14 protein-coding genes are annotated in these 16,062 nt (G+C 64.7%); 5 read left to right on the plus strand and 9 right to left on the minus strand.

The features are described from left to right. Positions 1-30: 30 nt before the first annotated feature. Positions 31-1,527: a flavin monoamine oxidase family protein gene (locus EYS42_RS11645; protein ID WP_130968330.1), complete on the plus strand. Its 1,497-nt coding sequence runs from the start codon at positions 31-33 to the stop codon at positions 1,525-1,527. A 9-nt stretch (positions 1,528-1,536) separates the two neighbouring features. On the opposite strand, the gene EYS42_RS11650 is transcribed toward EYS42_RS11645, so the two are convergent. From EYS42_RS11650 to EYS42_RS11680, 7 genes are all read right to left on the minus strand, one after another. After that, entirely contained in the window at positions 1,537-2,949 is a 1,413-nt protein-coding gene (locus tag EYS42_RS11650) for a DUF4382 domain-containing protein (protein WP_165456749.1), read from the minus strand. 192 nt (positions 2,950-3,141) lie between these two features. Next, the gene (locus tag EYS42_RS11655) at positions 3,142-4,419 is read right to left on the minus strand and encodes a GGDEF domain-containing protein (RefSeq protein ID WP_130968332.1); all 1,278 of its coding nucleotides are present in this window, start codon (positions 4,417-4,419) and stop codon (positions 3,142-3,144) included. After that, positions 4,416-5,609: a GGDEF domain-containing protein gene (locus EYS42_RS11660; RefSeq protein ID WP_130968333.1), complete on the minus strand. Its 1,194-nt coding sequence runs from the start codon at positions 5,607-5,609 to the stop codon at positions 4,416-4,418. The genes EYS42_RS11655 and EYS42_RS11660 overlap by 4 nt, the downstream gene beginning before the upstream one ends. 123 nt (positions 5,610-5,732) lie before the next feature. After that, complete coding sequence (locus tag EYS42_RS11665) at positions 5,733-6,791, minus strand: CaiB/BaiF CoA transferase family protein (RefSeq protein WP_130968334.1); 1,059 nt, start codon at positions 6,789-6,791, stop codon at positions 5,733-5,735. Next, positions 6,788-8,962, minus strand: a complete 2,175-nt coding sequence (locus EYS42_RS11670; RefSeq protein WP_130968335.1) for a 3-hydroxyacyl-CoA dehydrogenase NAD-binding domain-containing protein — start codon at positions 8,960-8,962, stop codon at positions 6,788-6,790. Before EYS42_RS11670 ends, EYS42_RS11665 begins: the two co-directional genes overlap by 4 nt. Before the next feature lie 17 nt (positions 8,963-8,979). Beyond that, complete coding sequence (locus tag EYS42_RS11675; protein WP_130968336.1) at positions 8,980-10,185, minus strand: acetyl-CoA C-acetyltransferase; 1,206 nt, start codon at positions 10,183-10,185, stop codon at positions 8,980-8,982. Positions 10,186-10,229: 44 nt separating this feature from the next. Next, entirely contained in the window at positions 10,230-11,390 is a 1,161-nt protein-coding gene (locus EYS42_RS11680) for an acyl-CoA dehydrogenase family protein (protein ID WP_130968337.1), read from the minus strand. A gap of 248 nt (positions 11,391-11,638) precedes the next feature. Between EYS42_RS11680 and EYS42_RS11685 the strand changes: the two genes are divergently transcribed. Then, on the plus strand, positions 11,639-12,241 hold the full coding sequence (locus EYS42_RS11685) for a TetR/AcrR family transcriptional regulator (RefSeq protein WP_130968338.1): 603 nt from the start codon (positions 11,639-11,641) through the stop codon (positions 12,239-12,241). Positions 12,242-12,346: 105 nt separating this feature from the next. On the opposite strand, the gene EYS42_RS11690 is transcribed toward EYS42_RS11685, so the two are convergent. Both EYS42_RS11690 and EYS42_RS11695 read right to left on the minus strand, forming a co-directional pair. Next, a complete protein-coding gene (locus EYS42_RS11690) occupies positions 12,347-12,526 on the minus strand; it encodes a hypothetical protein (RefSeq protein ID WP_130968339.1) in 180 nt (59 codons plus the stop codon). A 164-nt stretch (positions 12,527-12,690) separates the two neighbouring features. Further along, positions 12,691-12,870: a hypothetical protein gene (locus tag EYS42_RS11695; protein WP_130968339.1), complete on the minus strand. Its 180-nt coding sequence runs from the start codon at positions 12,868-12,870 to the stop codon at positions 12,691-12,693. A gap of 562 nt (positions 12,871-13,432) precedes the next feature. Between EYS42_RS11695 and EYS42_RS11700 the strand changes: the two genes are divergently transcribed. From EYS42_RS11700 to EYS42_RS11710, 3 genes are all read left to right on the plus strand, one after another. Continuing rightward, positions 13,433-13,732, plus strand: a complete 300-nt coding sequence (locus EYS42_RS11700) for a flagellar basal body protein (RefSeq protein ID WP_245503619.1) — start codon at positions 13,433-13,435, stop codon at positions 13,730-13,732. 98 nt (positions 13,733-13,830) lie between these two features. Further along, positions 13,831-14,805, plus strand: coding sequence for an alpha/beta fold hydrolase (locus EYS42_RS11705; protein WP_130968341.1), 975 nt, complete (start codon positions 13,831-13,833; stop codon positions 14,803-14,805). 152 nt (positions 14,806-14,957) lie between these two features. Then, positions 14,958-16,058: a GDP-mannose 4,6-dehydratase gene (locus EYS42_RS11710; protein ID WP_130968342.1), complete on the plus strand. Its 1,101-nt coding sequence runs from the start codon at positions 14,958-14,960 to the stop codon at positions 16,056-16,058. Positions 16,059-16,062: the final 4 nt, after the last annotated feature.

The raw sequence follows: 16,062 nt of genomic DNA on the forward strand, positions 1-16,062 counted from the left end.
TGAACGCTTTGCGTTCAACAGGGAAAGACCATGAGCGAATCGAAAGTGTCGCGCCGCGGCTGGTTGGGCGGCATGGGGGCCTCGGCGGCCGCCGGCCTGCTGGGCGGCGGTGCTGCCAGCACGGGCACCGAAGCCCAGGCGGCCAGCGTGTCGCCCGGACGCATCGAGGCCGAGGTGCTGGTGATCGGGGCCGGTTATGCCGGTCTGGCGTGCACCCGAGCCTTACAGCAAGCCGGTCGCGATGTCGTGCTGCTGGAAGCGCGCAGCCGCCCCGGTGGACGCTGCCTGAACCAGGCCATGCCTGCACCGTTTCAGCGCTACACCCTGGAAGCTGGCGCTGCCTACCTGGCCCCGCAGCAAACGCGCATGCGCGAGCTCGCCGCAGAGCTGGGCATCGGCCTGTTCCCCACCTACAACACGGGCAAACTGGTCAGCTACCTCAATGGGCGACGCGGCACCTACAGCGGCGTGGTGCCCACGGCCAACCTGGTGGCCGCGGCCGAACTGGGCCTGGCCTTGCTGAACCTTGACGGCCTGGCAGCGAAGCTGGACCCCGAAGTTCCGTGGGCGCACCCCAAGGCGGCCGAGTGGGACAGCCAGACTTTCCAGACCTGGATGGACAAGAACCTGTTGTCGGGCGACGCCAAAGACATGATGCGCCTGGCCGTGTTGAGCCTGCTGTCGTGCGAACCGCGCGAAGTGTCGCTGCTGTTCGTGCTGTTGTATGTGCGCGCCGCGGGCAGCCTGACCACCTTGCTCAGCACCGAAGGCGGCGGCCAGCAAGACCGTGTGGTGGGTGGCAGCCAGCGCATTGCCTTGGGGCTGGCACAACAGCTGCAAGGGCGCCTGCTGTACAACATGCCGGTGCACCGCATCACGCAGACCGCACAAGACATCGTCGTGCAAGGCGATGGCTTCGAGGCCCACGCCCAACGCGTGGTCATGGCGATGTCACCCGGTATGGCAGGCCGGATGCGTTACGACGGCATGCTGGACGCCGCCATGCAGCAGCGGCGGCAACTCATGCAGCGCATGCCCATGGGCGCCATCTGGAAAGTGCATTGTGTGTACGACCGCCCGTTCTGGCGCGACGATGGACTCAATGGGCAGGTGACAAGCGACCAGGGGCTGACCAAAGTCACCTTCGACAGCACCCCACCGGAAGCCGGTGCACCCGGCGTGCTGATGGGCTTCATCGACGGGCAGGACGCGCTGGATGCCTGCGCCATGGCCCCGGCCGAACGCAAGCAGAAAGTGCTCGATGCGCTGGTGGCCTATTTCGGCCCCAAGGCCGCTCAGCCACTGGCCTACTCGGAACAGAACTGGCAGGCCGAAGACTACTCAGCAGGTGGCCCCACCGCCTACACGGCACCGGGTGTGCTGACCGCACTGGGCCCAGCGTTGCGCACGCCCTGTGGTCGCCTGCACTGGGCGGGCACCGAAACGGCCACTGTGTGGCTGGGCTACATGGAAGGGGCTGTGCGTTCAGGCGAGCGGGCCGCCCGTGAGGTGCTGGCCCGCTTGTGAAACACCGACTCAGCGGCGGCTGATGCGACGGTTGTCCACGCAGCCGCCACCTTCGACCTCCAGCACGCGGGCGGTGAAGGTGCTGCCACTCAAAGCACCCTTGGCTTCCAGCCGCGCACCATTGACCAGGCAGCTGCTGCGACCCTCCCGGTACAAAGCCCCTGCGGTCTCCACCGAGTAGGTGGTCGAACCCGTCGAGACCGTCACCAGGGTACCGCTGACGGCCGTGACTGTGCCCTCCACTTCGTCCACGTTCGACGCGCTGCTGCTGGAGTCGTCATCAGAGTCGGCCCCCTCCACGTCGACCACGCGAGCGATCACGTCTGAGCTGGCGCTGGCTGCGGTGTTCAGGCTGCCCTTGAAACTGACTTCGGCCCCCACCACCAGCAGGTCGGCGGTGCTGCCATGGGCAAAACGGGCATCGCTGACATCGACCACCACCTCGCGACTGTCTGGCAGGAACGAGGCCTCGTTCAAGGCCACGGTCAGCAGCTTGCTGGTGCTGTTGTAGCTGACCACGGTGCCCTCACCACGGGCGCGGTTGGCGCGGGTGTCGGCAATGCTGCCGGCACTGCTCGATTCGATCTTGATCAGGCTGGCCTGCACGGTGGCCGTGGTGCTGTCCGTGCTGCTGACCACAATGCCCTTGGCTTCGATGCGCATGCCGGCGGTCAGGCTGGCCAGGGTGGTGGTGGTGCGTGTGCTTTCATCGACCACCGCGCCACCCGTGGCCAGGGTGATGACCACACCATTGCCCAGACGGCTGTCATTGACCACCACCTGGTTGGCAGTGGCATTGACGCTGACCACCGTGCCATGCACCTCGGCCTGGTTGCGGATGAAATCACGCAGGTCGCTCTTGGGTCGCTTGACGATGATCGGGGACACGATGGTCTGCCCGCTGGCATTGAGGCTGGTGGTGAAACGCGCCAGGTCGAAGTCAAGCACCAGGGCGTTTTCCGCGGCAGGGTTGTATTCGATCTCGACGCGCAAAGTCTTGGTCGATCCATCGCCTGTGAAGAAGGCGTTCACCGAACTGCCATCACTGGTCTTGACCAGGGTGATCTCGTCGGCCAGCGTGACACGCACTGCACGGTAGGTGCCCACAGGAATGGTGGATTGAGACATGAGCTGGCCCACCGAATCGAGCGAACTCAGGTTGTAGATCTGAGCGGTGTCACTGCTGAACAAGGTGACCTCGTTGCCGCTGGTGTCGATGGCCGTGATCTTGAGCACACCGACCCAGACCTGGCTGTAGTCGTCAGACACGGCGTCGGTGATGTAAGTGGACATGGCCACTTGCTGACCACCGGCGCCGGCCGTGCTGCCACCACCGCCCCCGCAAGCCACGAGGGTGGCCAGGGCAGCAGCCGACAAGGGCCAGGCAATCAGCTGGAAAAGGGGGCGTGACATCAGGTTCATGGCGATCTCCATTGCTTCGCTAAATGTGCGATTCACACATTTAAGCAGCAATCGCCACCAGTTGTCCAGCGCGCGCTGACAGAAAGTCACAACTTCAGGCTGCCCCATCCACGGGCCATGCAGTACCGAGCCATGAAAAAAGGCCCTGAAGCAGGGCCTTGGGTTGTGTGCAAACTGGAAGCTGCCGCAGGCTCAGGGTGGCGACGAACCGATGCCTGAGGGTTCTGCGAGCCCGCCGTCGGCCGACATGTGCAGCAACTCGGCACTGCTGTCGGGCCACGTCTCCAGTTCGCTGAAGGCACTGGGCGGCAACACCGCGCTCAGCACACGGTCACGGCCCAGGCGCTTGGCTTCGTACAAAGCGGTGTCGGCCCGCTCCAGGGTCTGTCCCAGGCTGGCATTGGCCACGTGGATGGCCACGCCCGCCGAGAAGGTCACGCGCAGCTCCGGGCGGCTGGAAGACACCACCGCCTGGCGCAGCTGAGATTGCAGGCGCCACAGAGGGGCCATGGCCTGCGGGCTGCTGGAGTTGGGAAACAGCATGATGAACTCTTCACCACCCCAACGAGCCAGCACATCGGTTTCGCGCAGCACGGCCGCGGCAATGCGTGAGAACGAGATCAGCACTTCGTCGCCCACACGGTGACCATGGGTGTCGTTGATGCGCTTGAAGTGGTCCAGGTCGATCAGGGCCACCGAGAAGCGCTCACCATAGCGCTCCAGGCGGTCCACACTGGCATCGAGCAGCTCCTGCATGTGCCGGCGGTTGTACAGCCCAGTCAACCCGTCGCGGGTGGCCAACTCCTGCACCTTGGCCAGGGCCGCCTCCAGCTCTCGCCGTTGCTGGCGCAAGCGGTTGCGCCATTCGGCCAGCTGCAATGAAGCGTAAATCAGCACCGGCACGGTGCCGCCCAGCAGCTCGAAGCGCAGCAGTTCGTGCCCGCCAGGGTAGTAGACCGGATCGAGCCGACTCAGCACCGCCATGCAAGGCCCCAGCACAGCCATCGTGGCGATGCCCGTCACCAGGGTGTGGGTGGGGCTGTGGGTGTACATGCCGAACACCATGACCAGGGTGATCAGCCCCAGGACCACACCGCGGTCACCCGGCCGAATGGCGATGTAGGCCAGGCTGATGGCCACCAACGCCACGGTGAACAAGGGCACCGTGAGCGCTGGATCTTTGAGTCGGCGAGTGCACCCGCTGCGAATAGCGGCCAGCATCAGCAGGTTCAGCGGCACAACAGCCCACAGCAGCACATCGACCATCCAGGGACGGATCATGCCCAACTGCGACACATGGTGAGCCACCACCGAGCAGGCCAGGTAAACCAGCACGCACAGGCCCACGCCCAGCACACGCTCGCGAGTGGCCCGGTCAAAGCCCAGCATCCAGTGCAGCAAGGGCCTGACCGCCTGCCGAAAAGTCATGGGGCGGATTTCCGCGGTGCGGAAGTCTGGCGCAGCGCTCATGCGGCCCCCCCTTGCGGCCAGGGCCGCTGCGCCCACACAGGGGATGCAGCCCCCGCCTGCCCGGGCACCGACGGGCTGGGCGCGGCCAATGCCACCCGGTTGCGTCCTGCATGCTTGGCCTCGTACAAGGCCAGATCGGCACGTTCGATCACCTGCTCCAGGCTTTCGCCCACCTGCCACACGGCCAAGCCGGCCGACAGGGTCACGCGCAAGGACTCGTGTTCGCTCATGGGCAGTTCCGACAACTTCTGGCGGATGCGCTCCAGCGCCACCAGGGCTTGATCTCCCTCGACATGAGGCATCAGCACCAGGAACTCTTCGCCCCCCCATCGGGCCGAATGGTCCAACGCGCGCAATTCCGCCTTGATCAGGCCAGCAAAACGACGCAGCACCTCATCGCCCATGCGATGACCGTACAGGTCATTGATCCGCTTGAAGTGGTCCAGGTCCAGCACGGCCACGCTCAGGGGTGTGCCAGCGCGTGCGGCACGGGCCATCTCGTCGGCCATGACCTGCTCGATCTGCCGGCGGTTGAGCAAGCCCGTCAGCATGTCGGTGGTGGCCAGGGCCTGCACCTGCCCCAGCGTGTCCTGCAGACGCTGAGCCTGAGCGGCGATCTTCTCGCGCAGCTCGGCGACCCACATGGCCACCAGGGCCAGGGCCCACAAGGTCACGCCGCCCACCACCGCGTGAGACACCAGCACCACCGGATCGACCACCGGGGTGGCCCACAGGCCCAACCACAGCTGCGCCGCGCCCATCAGGCCGATGGCCCACAGACCCAGCAACAGACTCTGCCGGGGGCGCACACGGAACATGGTCAGCGCGATGGACTGGGCCAGCAAGACAAAGATGTCGGCCCGCAACGGGCCCAGCAGCGCATAGGCCACCACCGTGTTGAAGATGGCGGCCATGGCGTGAGGCATGGTCAGCACCGGGTCGCGGAAACGCCTTGACCAGCCCGACCGCACGAGGGCGAACACGAGGGTCCAGGTGCACACCATCAGCCAGGTGATGAGGCGAGCCACCTCGGTGGGCATGTAGCCCAGCCAGACGGCATGCCACATCACCGCCAGGGTGAGGACGTAGAGTTGAGCACTGCCCACGCAAAAGCCGACGTGCCGTCTGAGGACGGGATCTTCGCCGGCGAACCAGTGCCAAAGGGAGGTCAGCCAGGGAGGTGTGTGCATGGGTTACATACCTGATGTGACCCGTTATCGGCACTCCTTCAGCCGGGTTGAGTCATGATTTGCCGCGCCATGAAAAAACCCTCCCGAAGGAGGGTTTGTCAGCAAGCGTTCCCTGGCCACGGCTCAGTCCACCGGGCTCCAGGCCTGCACCGACACCTGCCCGGCGAACAGTGGGTGTTCGCGGGCCTCCTGCCAGGTCAGCACCGGGGTCACACAGCCATCGGCAGCGTCAAAGCGCGTGGTCCAGTCGGCCAGGGGCCGGCTGCGAACCAGCGCTGCCACCGCCGCCTTCAGCGCCTGGCTTTCAGGCGAGTGGGGCATGAGCCCACGCTGCCAGTGCTTGTCGGCCCACTGCGGCCGCTCGAAGACGGCGCAGGCGGCCTTCCAGAACTTGTGCTCCAGAGCGCCCACGGCCAGGTGGCGCCCGTCGGCGCAGGTGTACAGGTTGTAGCAAGGCAGCACGCCATTGAGCAGGTCTTCACCCGCGCCCGGCATGCGCCCGCCCAGCAGCGGCGCCATGAGCTGCCCCGTGGCCTGGGGCATCACCAGCTGGGCGTGCAGGCCATGGGCCATGCTGACGTCGATGTGGCGCCCTACCCCGCCGCGCCGTGCCGCCAGCACCGCCGACAGCACCGCGATCACGGCCAGCGAGCTGCCCGCGGCCAGGTCGCCCCACTGCACATTCGACAAGGCCAGCTCGCCCGTGGTGGGCGAGCGCATCTGGTCGAGCACCCCCGACAGCGCCAGGAAGTTCAGGTCATGGCCAGCCTTGTTCGCCCAGGGACCTTGCTGGCCGTAGCCCGTGATGGAGACCATCACCAGCCGCGGGTTCAGGGCCTTCAGGCGCTCATGGTGCAGGCCCATGGCCTGCAGCACGCCGGGGCGGAAGCTGTCGAGCATCACGTCGGCCTCCATCACCCATTCGCGCAGCCGGTCGAGATCGGCCGGCTGGCGAAAGTCGATGGTGCGACATTCCTTGCCGTGGTTCAGCGCCTCGAACAAAGGGGCCAGGGGCCGCGCGGGGTCGCCCTCGGGCGGCTCCACCTTGACGATGGTGGCCCCCAGGTCGGCCAGCATGCGCGTGGCATAAGGCCCTGGCAGGTTGCGCGACAGGTCGAGCACCTGCAGGCCATCGAGCAGGCCCGCCAGGGGCCCCAGCGCGCGCGGCAGGGCCGTGCTCATGCGGCCTGGCCTTGCGCTGCCGTGGCGTCTTCGAAGCGGCCGCCTTCGGCTGCCAGCTTCACCACGATGGCGGCGGGCTCGAAGCGCCGCCCATACAAGGCCGCCAGCTCACGCGCACGGGCCACGAACTGCCTGGGGCCCACGGCGTTGATGAACTGCAGCGCACCGCCCTGGTGGGGCGCAAAGCCCCAGCCGAAGATCGAGCCGATGTTGGTGTCGGCCACCGAGCGCACCACGCCTTCTTCAAAACAACGCGCGGCCTCGTTGGCCTGGGCATACAGCAGGCGGTCGACCAGTTCCTGCTGGCTGGGCTGCTGCGCCACCGGCGGGTAGATGGCCAGCAGGCCGGGCCACAGGCTCTTGTCCTTGCCGTTGTAGTCGTAAAAGCCCTGGGCCGCCTTCTTGCCGATGCGGCCTTCGGTGCCGCCAATGCGCTGCACCACGGCAAAGCCCGGGTGCACATCCGGCAGGGGCGCGCCTTCATCGATGAGGTCCTTGCGGGTCTGCTCGGCGATGTGCAGCGACAGGCTCAGCGAGACCTCATCTTGCAGGGCCAGAGGTGGCATGGGCATGCCTGCCTTCAGACCGGCCATTTCCACCGAACGCGGGTGGATGCCCTCGCCCAGCATGGCCATGCCTTCCATGATGTAGGTGGTGAACACGCGCGAGGTGTAGAAGCCGCGCTTGTCATTGACGACGATCGGGGTCTTGCCGATCTGCAGCACGTAGTCGAAGCCACGGGCCAGGGTTTCGTCCGACGTGTCCTGGCCCACGATGATCTCGACCAGCGGCATTTTGTCGACCGGCGAGAAGAAGTGCAGGCCGATGAAGTGGGCCGGGCGTGCGCTGGCCTGGGCCAGACCAGTGATCGGCAGCGTGGACGTGTTCGAAGCGTACACGGCCGTGGGCGCGATCACGGCCTCGGCCTGCTGTGTGCAGCGGGCCTTGATGCCACGGTCTTCGAACACGGCCTCGATCACCAGGTCACAGCCTTCCAGCGTGGCGTACTCGGTGGTGGTCTGGATGCGGGCCAGCAGCGCGTCGCGCTTGTCCGGCGTGCTCTTGCCACGGGCAATGGCCTTGTCCAGCAGGCCTTGCGAATAGGCCTTGCCCTTCTCGGCGTTCTCCAGGCTGGTGTCCAGCAGCACCACATCGATGCCGGCCTTGGCCGACACATAGGCGATGCCCGCGCCCATCATGCCGGCGCCCAGGATGCCGACCTTGCGCACCTTGCCCTCAGGCACACCCTTGGGCCGCGACTGGCCCTTCTTGATGGCGTTGAGTTGGTGCCACAAGGTGCCGATCATGTTCTTGCTGACCTGCGAGACCACGCAGGCCGCAAAGTAGCGCGACTCCACCTGCGAGCCGGCGTCGAAGTCGAGCAGGCACCCCTCGAACAGGCAGCTCATGATGTGGGTGAGCGCCGGGTAGTTGCCATGCGCCTTGGCATTGGCGATGGAAGGCGAAATGGCCAGCACCTGCACCACGGCCGGGCTCTTGCTGTCGCCACCAGGAATGCGGAAGCCCTTGGTGTCCCACGGTTGCTGGGGCTTGGGGTTGGCCAGGCACCAGGCCTTGGCCTTGGCCAGCAGCTCGTCGCGGTTGGCGGCCAGATCGGTCACCAGGCCCATGGCATGGGCCTTGGCCGCGGTCAGCTCCTTGCCCTGGGTGATCAGCTCCATGGCCTTCTGGATGCCGATCAGGCGCGGCACGCGCTGCGTGCCACCGCCACCGGGCAGCAGGCCCAGCTTCACTTCAGGCAGGCCGAACTTGGCCTTGGGGTCGTCGATGGCGATGCGCGCATGGCAGGCCAGGGCCAGCTCCAGGCCACCGCCTAGGGCGGTGCCGTTCAGCGCGGCCACCACGGGCTTGCCGCTCTTTTCCATGCGGCGCAGCAGGCCCTTGAGGTCTTCGCACAGCTGGAAGGCCTCTTCGGGCGTGGTGATCTGCGTGAGCTGGTCGATGTCGGCACCCACGATGAAGCTGGGCTTGCCCGAGGTGATCACCAGGCCCTTGAGGCTGGCGTCGGTTTCCAGCTGCTGCACCAGGCCGGCGAAAGGCTCGATCAGCGTGGGGTTGAGCACGTTCATGGCGCGCCCGGGCATGTCGATGATGGCCAGGCCGATGCCGTCGGCATCGATGTCGAAGGTGAAGGCTTGAGGTTGAGTCATGGTGTGGGCCTCCCGGGTCAGACGCGTTCGATGATGGTGGCGATGCCCATGCCGGCACCGATGCACAAGGTGGCCAGGGCCGTGGCTTTGCCCGTGCGCTCGAGTTCATCGAGGGCCGTGCCCAGGATGATGGCGCCCGTGGCACCCAGAGGGTGGCCCAGCGCGATGGCGCCGCCGTTCACGTTCACACGGTCCATCGGCACACCCAGGTCTTTCGCGGTCTTCATGGGCACGGTGGCGAAGGCCTCGTTGATCTCCCACAGGTCGATGTCACCCGGCGTCATGCCCAGCTTGTTCAGTGCCTTGTGGCAGGCCGGCGTGGGGCCGGTCAGCATGATGGTGGGCTCGGAGCCGCACTCCACCGCCATGCGCACGCGGGCACGGGGCTTGAGGCCGGCCTTGAGGCCTGCTTCCTTGCTGCCCAGCAGCAGCAGCGCAGCGCCATCCACAATGCCCGACGAATTGCCGGCATGGTGCGCGTGCAGCACCTTCTCGATGGTGGTGTACTTGGACAGCGCGGTGGCGTCAAAGCCCATGGTGCCCATCATCTCGAACGAAGGGCTGAGCTTGGACAGCGTCTCCACGCTGGTGCCGGGGCGCACGGTTTCATCGCGGTCGAGCATGAGCATGCCGTTGATGTCGCGCACGGGCACGACCGACTTGCTGAAGCGGCCTTCGGCCTGGGCGGCCGCGGCACGGCGGTGCGATTCGGCCGCGTAGGCATCGAGGTCGGTGCGCGAGAAGCCTTCCAGCGTGGCGATCAGGTCGGCGCTGATGCCCTGGGGCACGAAGGCCGTGCCCGTGTTGATGCGCGGGTCCATCACCCAGGCGCCCCCGTCAGAACCCATGGGCCAGCGGCTCATGCTTTCCACGCCACCGGCCACGACCATGTCGTCCAGGCCCGCGCGGATCTTGGCCGCGGCCATGTTGATGGCCTCCAGGCCCGAAGCACAAAAGCGGGACAAGGTCACACCGGCGACCGATTGCGACCAGCCCGCGTCCAGCACGGCGGTGCGGGCAATGTCGGCGCCCTGCTCACCCACGGGTGTCACGCAACCCAGGATCACGTCATCGACCAGCGACGTGTCGAGCTGGTTGCGTTGCTGCAGCGCCTGCAACAGCGTGCGCAACAGCCACACCGGCGTGGCCTGGTGCAGGCTGCCGTCTTTCTTGCCCTTGCCGCGCGGCGTGCGCACGGCGTCGAAAATGTAGGCTTCGATCATGGAAGCTCCTCAGAAGATGTTGGCGTGGCGTGCAAGGTGGTGGATCACAGAAAGCGTGATGCCAGCTCTTTCATGATTTCGTTGGTGCCGCCATAAATGCGCTGCACGCGTGAATCGGCCCACAGGCGGGCGATCGGGTACTCCTTCATGTAGCCGTAGCCGCCGAACAGCTGCAGGCATTCGTCGATCAGCTTGCACTGGTTGTCGGTGATCCAGTACTTGATCAGCGCAGCGCGGTCGACCCCCAGTTCGCCCTTGAGGTGCGACACCATGGCCGCGTCGACCAGCGCATTCGAGGCCATCAGCAAGGCCTGGCATTCGGCCAGCTTGAATCGGGTGTTCTGGAAGCTGAAGATGGGCTTGCCAAAGGCCTTGCGCTCTTTGGTGTAGGCCAGCGTTTCCTTCATGGCCAGCTCCATGGCCGCAATGCCGGCCAGGGCCACCAGCAGGCGCTCCTGCGGCAGCTCCTGCATCAGCTGGAAAAAGCCCATGCCCTCTTGTTCACCGATCAGGTTGTGCTTGCTCACGACCACGTCGTCAAAGAACAGCTCGGAGGTGTCCTGCGCATCCATGCCGATCTTGTCGAGGTTGCGGCCACGGCGGAAGCCCGGGGCCTCGTCGGTCTCCACCACCATCAGCGAGATGCCCTGGGCGCCCTGGTCCTTGTCGGTCTTGCAGACCACGATGATCAGGTTGGCCAGCTGGCCGTTGGTGATGAAGGTCTTGCTGCCGTTGATCTTGTAGGTGTGGCCATCCTCCGACTTCTGGGCCAGTGTGCGCACGCCCTGCAGGTCAGAGCCGGTGCCGGGCTCGGTCATGGCGATGGCGCCGATCAGCTCGCCGGTGGCCAGTTTGGGCAGCCAGCGCTTCTTCTGTTCTTCGGTGCCGTAATGCAGGATGTACGGGGCCACGATGCCCGAGTGCAGCGAGCCACCGAAACCGCCAATCCCGGCTTCGCCCTGGGCCAGCACCAGCGCGGCCTCGTGCCCGAAATCACCGCCCGCGCCGCCGTACGCTTCCGGCATCGAGGCACACAGGAAGCCGTTGGCACCGGCCTCGCGCCAGGCTTCGGCCGTCATCACGCCGTCGTGGCGCCATTGCTCGTCCTTGGGGCCCCACTGTTCCTTGAAGAAACGGGTGGCCGACTCCTTGAGCATGCGGTGCTCGTCGGTCATCCAGGCGGGTGCAAAGCTGTGAATGGGCATGGAAAGTCTCCGAAGGTCCTGGTGAACAGATGTCAACCACTCAGGTAATTTGAATTACCGCCAATGGTTTACCCTTGATTGCAGTTGAAAGGATGGCAGCGCAACGGCTTGTTCACGCACATCTTCACTGCTCAATGGGCTTTCCACGGGGTGGCTGTGTGGCTTGATCTTGCAATGCAGCCCACCAGACAGCAAGGCCAAAGGAACGTTTTCTGCCAAAGCAGCATCATTTGGTAAGCTTGATTTCCATGAGCACACCTGCCTCCCTGAACAGCCTGCGCCCCGAAACACGTGAACGGCTGGAGAACGCCGTGCTGTCACTGTTTTCCAGCCGAGACTTCCATGATGTGGGGTTGATCGACGTGGCGCGCGAGGCCCACGTGTCGCTGCAGACCATCTACAAGTACTTCGGCAGCAAGGAAGCGCTGGTGTACGCCATGCTCGATGTGATGCTGGGGCGCCTGGCCGAGCGCATGATCGACCACCTGCAAGGCATCGACGACGTGCGCGAGCGCCTGCGCAAGACCCTGTGGGTCACGCTCGACTTCCTCGACCGCCACCCCGCTGTGCTGCTGTTGCTGTTCACGGCCGTGCCTGTGGTCAAGCACCGCAACATCCGCATCTACGAAAGCCCGGAACTGATGGGCGCCTTCCTGGGCGTGTTCGCGGACGGCCAGGCGCGGGGTGTGCTGAACCCTCGTGTGTCCACCAAAGTGCTGCTGGACGTGTTCATGGGCCTGGTGGGGCGGGTGGCCCTGATGCACATCGTTCGCCGAGAGAAAACCCCGCTGCTGTCGCACTTCGACGAGTGGTTCGGCATCATCTGGCGGGCCATGGCTCACAGCGAGTGATCACGGCCCGGCGGCCCACAAAGCAAAACCCCGGAGGCTTGCACCTCCGGGGCTGTCGGTCTTGATCGTCAAAAAGCGCCGCCAGTCAGCGGCGCTCATTCATGTTCAGATCAGCACCTTGAGCAGGGCCGAGCCGGTCTTGACCAGGGGGGTGCCCACGATCACGCCGGCGTTGTACAGACCGGAACCCAGGGCCACACCGGCCTGAGCGCCCGTCTTCACGGCCGAAGTCAGGATGCCGGCGCCGGCGACTTGTTGCACTTGCTTTTGGTTCAGTTGTTGCATGGTACTTCTCCAATCAATATGTATTCAGACCACAGGAATATAAAGAACAGGCAGAAAACCCTTGCGAGAATTCAAGCACCCATTCTTGGCCGCGACGAAATCAACAGCCCCATATATTCAATGTCAATGGGCTTAAATGAATAAGCCCACGGAGCTCTTGAATATCAGATCAGCACCTTCAGCAGGGCCGAACCGGTCTTCACCAGCGGGGTGCCGACGATCACGCCAGCGTTGTACAGGCCAGAGCCCAGGGCCACGCCTGCTTGGGCACCCGTCTTCACGGCCGAGGTCAGGATGCCAGCGCCGGCGACTTGTTGCACTTGCTTTTGGTTCAGTTGTTGCATTTTGCTTGTTCCAGTCAGTGTGAGGTTTTTGGAATCTGTGGGCCGCTGGCTTGTTGCTTTGCGAATCCACAACTTCACTTTACCCTTTGCAAAACAGCCTCTCCCAGCGGGGAATATCACCCCGCCCCACATTTCCCCTCAAAAAGGGGGATGGGTTATCACGAAGCTCGGCTTGGCGCGATCTGGTAATTCAAACCGAAAATGGGAATTAATATTTCCGAACACAATTTCACAATGCAAAAACGGTAATGTCTGCTTCTGACAGATTGTCGGCAATGTGACCTTTTTCATGCACATGACAGTGTCGAGTCCGTGAACTCCCTCAGACGTGTCACCTTTTGACAAGGTGCTCGGCGAGGCTCGCCCTCCTCCAGGACAGGCGGCAGGTGCTGGAACAGCCGCACACAGGGTTTACACGATTTGGCGCTTTGTGCCCCCTGCGTCTTCCGCAACTGAATGCCCGCCGCTGGATGCGCCATGACGTCAAAAACGTCACGCCTGCAGGCAAAAGAGCCCGCCCTCCCTCTGGTGTCCGCGGCAGAGGCCTGCCAACATGGCACGCATGAGCACCACTGGCATTGCCCTGTCTGGCATGAACGCCGCGATGTTGCAGCTCGACGTGAGCGCCAACAACATCGCCAATGCACAGACGCCCAACTACCGCAAACAGGCGGTGGCACTCGAGGCTGCGCCTGAAGCTCAGGGCGTCAAGGCCACCATCGTGCAAACGCGCGAGGCCCAGTCGTCCATCGAAGGCGATGTGGTCGGGCAGATGGCCGCGACCTACTACTTCCGCGCGAACCTGAAAGTGCTTCAGACCGAGGAGCGCATGATGGGCTCGCTGCTCGACGCCCGCGCCTGACCACCTCGGGTTAGTGCGGGGGGCTGGCTGTCGTCGGTGCTTCCCTGGTGTCGGCTGCATCCCTGTGCAACGGAAGCGACGGCTTCTACAGTGCTCGCATGGCTGCAGTACACCCCACTTCGCACACACCGGCCGCATGCGCACCTGAATGGGCTGGCACCGAACAGCTCCGGCGTGGCACGCATGCCATCGCCCTGCAACGCTGGGGAGACCCCCGTAAGCCCGTGCTGGTGCTGGTGCATGGCTATCCAGACGATCGCAGCATCTGGGCTCCGATGGCACGCCTGCTGGCTGACGAGTTCCATGTCGTCGCCTACGACGTGCGGGGGGCCGGTGCATCAGGCAAACCCTGGCGTCAGCGCCACTACCGGCTGCAAGAGCTCAGTGCCGACCTGCGGGCTGTGATCGACCATGTCAGCCCCGATCGGGCGGTGCACGTGGTGGCGCACGACTGGGGCTCGGTGCAGAGCTGGGAAAGCGTCACCGACCCGGGCTTCAAGGGGCGCATCGCCAGCTACACCTCCTGTTCAGGCCCGTGCCTGGACCACATGGGACACTGGATTCAACGCCGTCTGTCTCAACCCTCGTGGGCCCACAGCCAGGCCCTGCTGGGCCAGCTGCTGAAATCCTGGTACGTGTACCTGTTCCATCTGCCGGTGCTGCCCGAGCTGCTGTGGATGCTGGTGTTCGGCCCGGCCTTTGCCCCCTTGCTCAGGCTGATGGAGGGCATTCGCACCGAAGGGCGTGCCAATCAGGCCCGCGATGCGGTGCGAGGTGTCCGCCTGTACCGCGCCAATGTGTTCCCGCGCCTGTGGGCCCCGCGTGAGCGGCATGCCGTGGCGCCCGTGCAGCTGCTGATCCCGCTGCAAGACCGCTTCATCAGCCCGGCGCTGTACGACGACCTGCACCGCTGGGTGCCCGAACTCACCCGACACACATTTCAGGCCGGACACTGGCTGCCGCTCAGTCACCCCAGTGAAATGGCTGGGGCCGTGCGCCGCTTTGTGCGACAGCACGGAGGCGGAGACCGCCGCCCCGTCGCCTCACCGCCACCTGGCCCCACCAAGAGTTAGGGGGGAAGAGGGGTACGGCGCTTGCATGCATCCAGGCAGTGTCATTAACCTGACACTGTAGGCCCATGTCATGCACCAACGTGGGCCAGCCCGGCAGTCAAGGGCAAGCGAGGTGTTTCCCTTGACAGCCCCACGGGCTGGGGAGAAGCTGCATGTCGCACATCGTGATCACGGGTGGCGCCGGATTCGCTGGCTCCCACATCGTCGATGAGGTCTGTCGCGCCTATCCAGACGACCGGGTTCTGATCCTGGACAAGATGACCTACGCCGGTGATGTCCGCAACGTGTCCCACCACGTGTTTTCCAACCGCGCGCAACTGATGGTCGGTGATGTGGCCGATCTGGACGTGTGCAGGCGCGCTGTCCAGGGTGCACGCTTGGTGATCCATGCTGCAGCGGAAAGCCACGTCGACAACTCCTTCGGCAACTCGCTGGAGTTCACCCGCACCAACGTGGTGGGCACTCACAGCCTGATGGAGGCTTGCCGGCAACAAGGCGTCCAGCGCATCGTCCATGTGAGCACAGACGAGGTGTATGGCGAGGTGCACAGCGGCAGCGTCGATGAACACACGGTGCTGCGACCCACGAACCCCTATTCGTCGTCCAAAGCCGCTGCAGAAATGATCCTGCGCGGGTATGTGCAGTCTTACCACCTGCCCATCGTCACCGTCCGCGCCAACAACCTGTTTGGCTCGAGACAATTCCCTGAAAAGATCATCCCGCGGTTCATCTGTCACATGCTGCTGGAACGACCGCTGCCCTTGCATGGCAACGGTCAGAACCGACGCCACTACCTCAGCGCCATCGACTTCGCCAAGGCGGTGGTCTTTGTCTGTGAGAAAGGCCAGGAGGGGGAGGTCTACAACATCGGCACGACCGACGAATTCACCAACCTGCAGGTTGCCGAAATGATTGCTGCGCATTTCGGCCCTTTGCGATCGGAGCTCTTCGAGTTCGTCCCAGATCGGCCCTTCAACGATGCCCGATACGCGATCTCATGGGAGCGGCTGTCCTCCATGGGGTGGACCCCCACGCGCCACCTGCACAGCGAACTGCCAGCGCTGATCGCCTGGTACCGTGCACACCTGGCCCGATACGTCGAGCTGTTCGGCGTGGAAGCACTGGACAGAGCATGCCCGGAGTTCCCCACCGTCGATCTGTCAGACCTGCCCGTCCCCGCAGCCCTGCGATCCGATCGATGGCCATTGGCCGACAAGGAACTGGCGGTAACGGCTGCGTCTGACGTGCAGTGAGGGC

The sequence above is a fragment of the Aquabacterium lacunae genome, from assembly GCF_004310865.1.
Classification (GTDB): domain Bacteria; phylum Pseudomonadota; class Gammaproteobacteria; order Burkholderiales; family Burkholderiaceae_C; genus Aquabacterium; species Aquabacterium lacunae.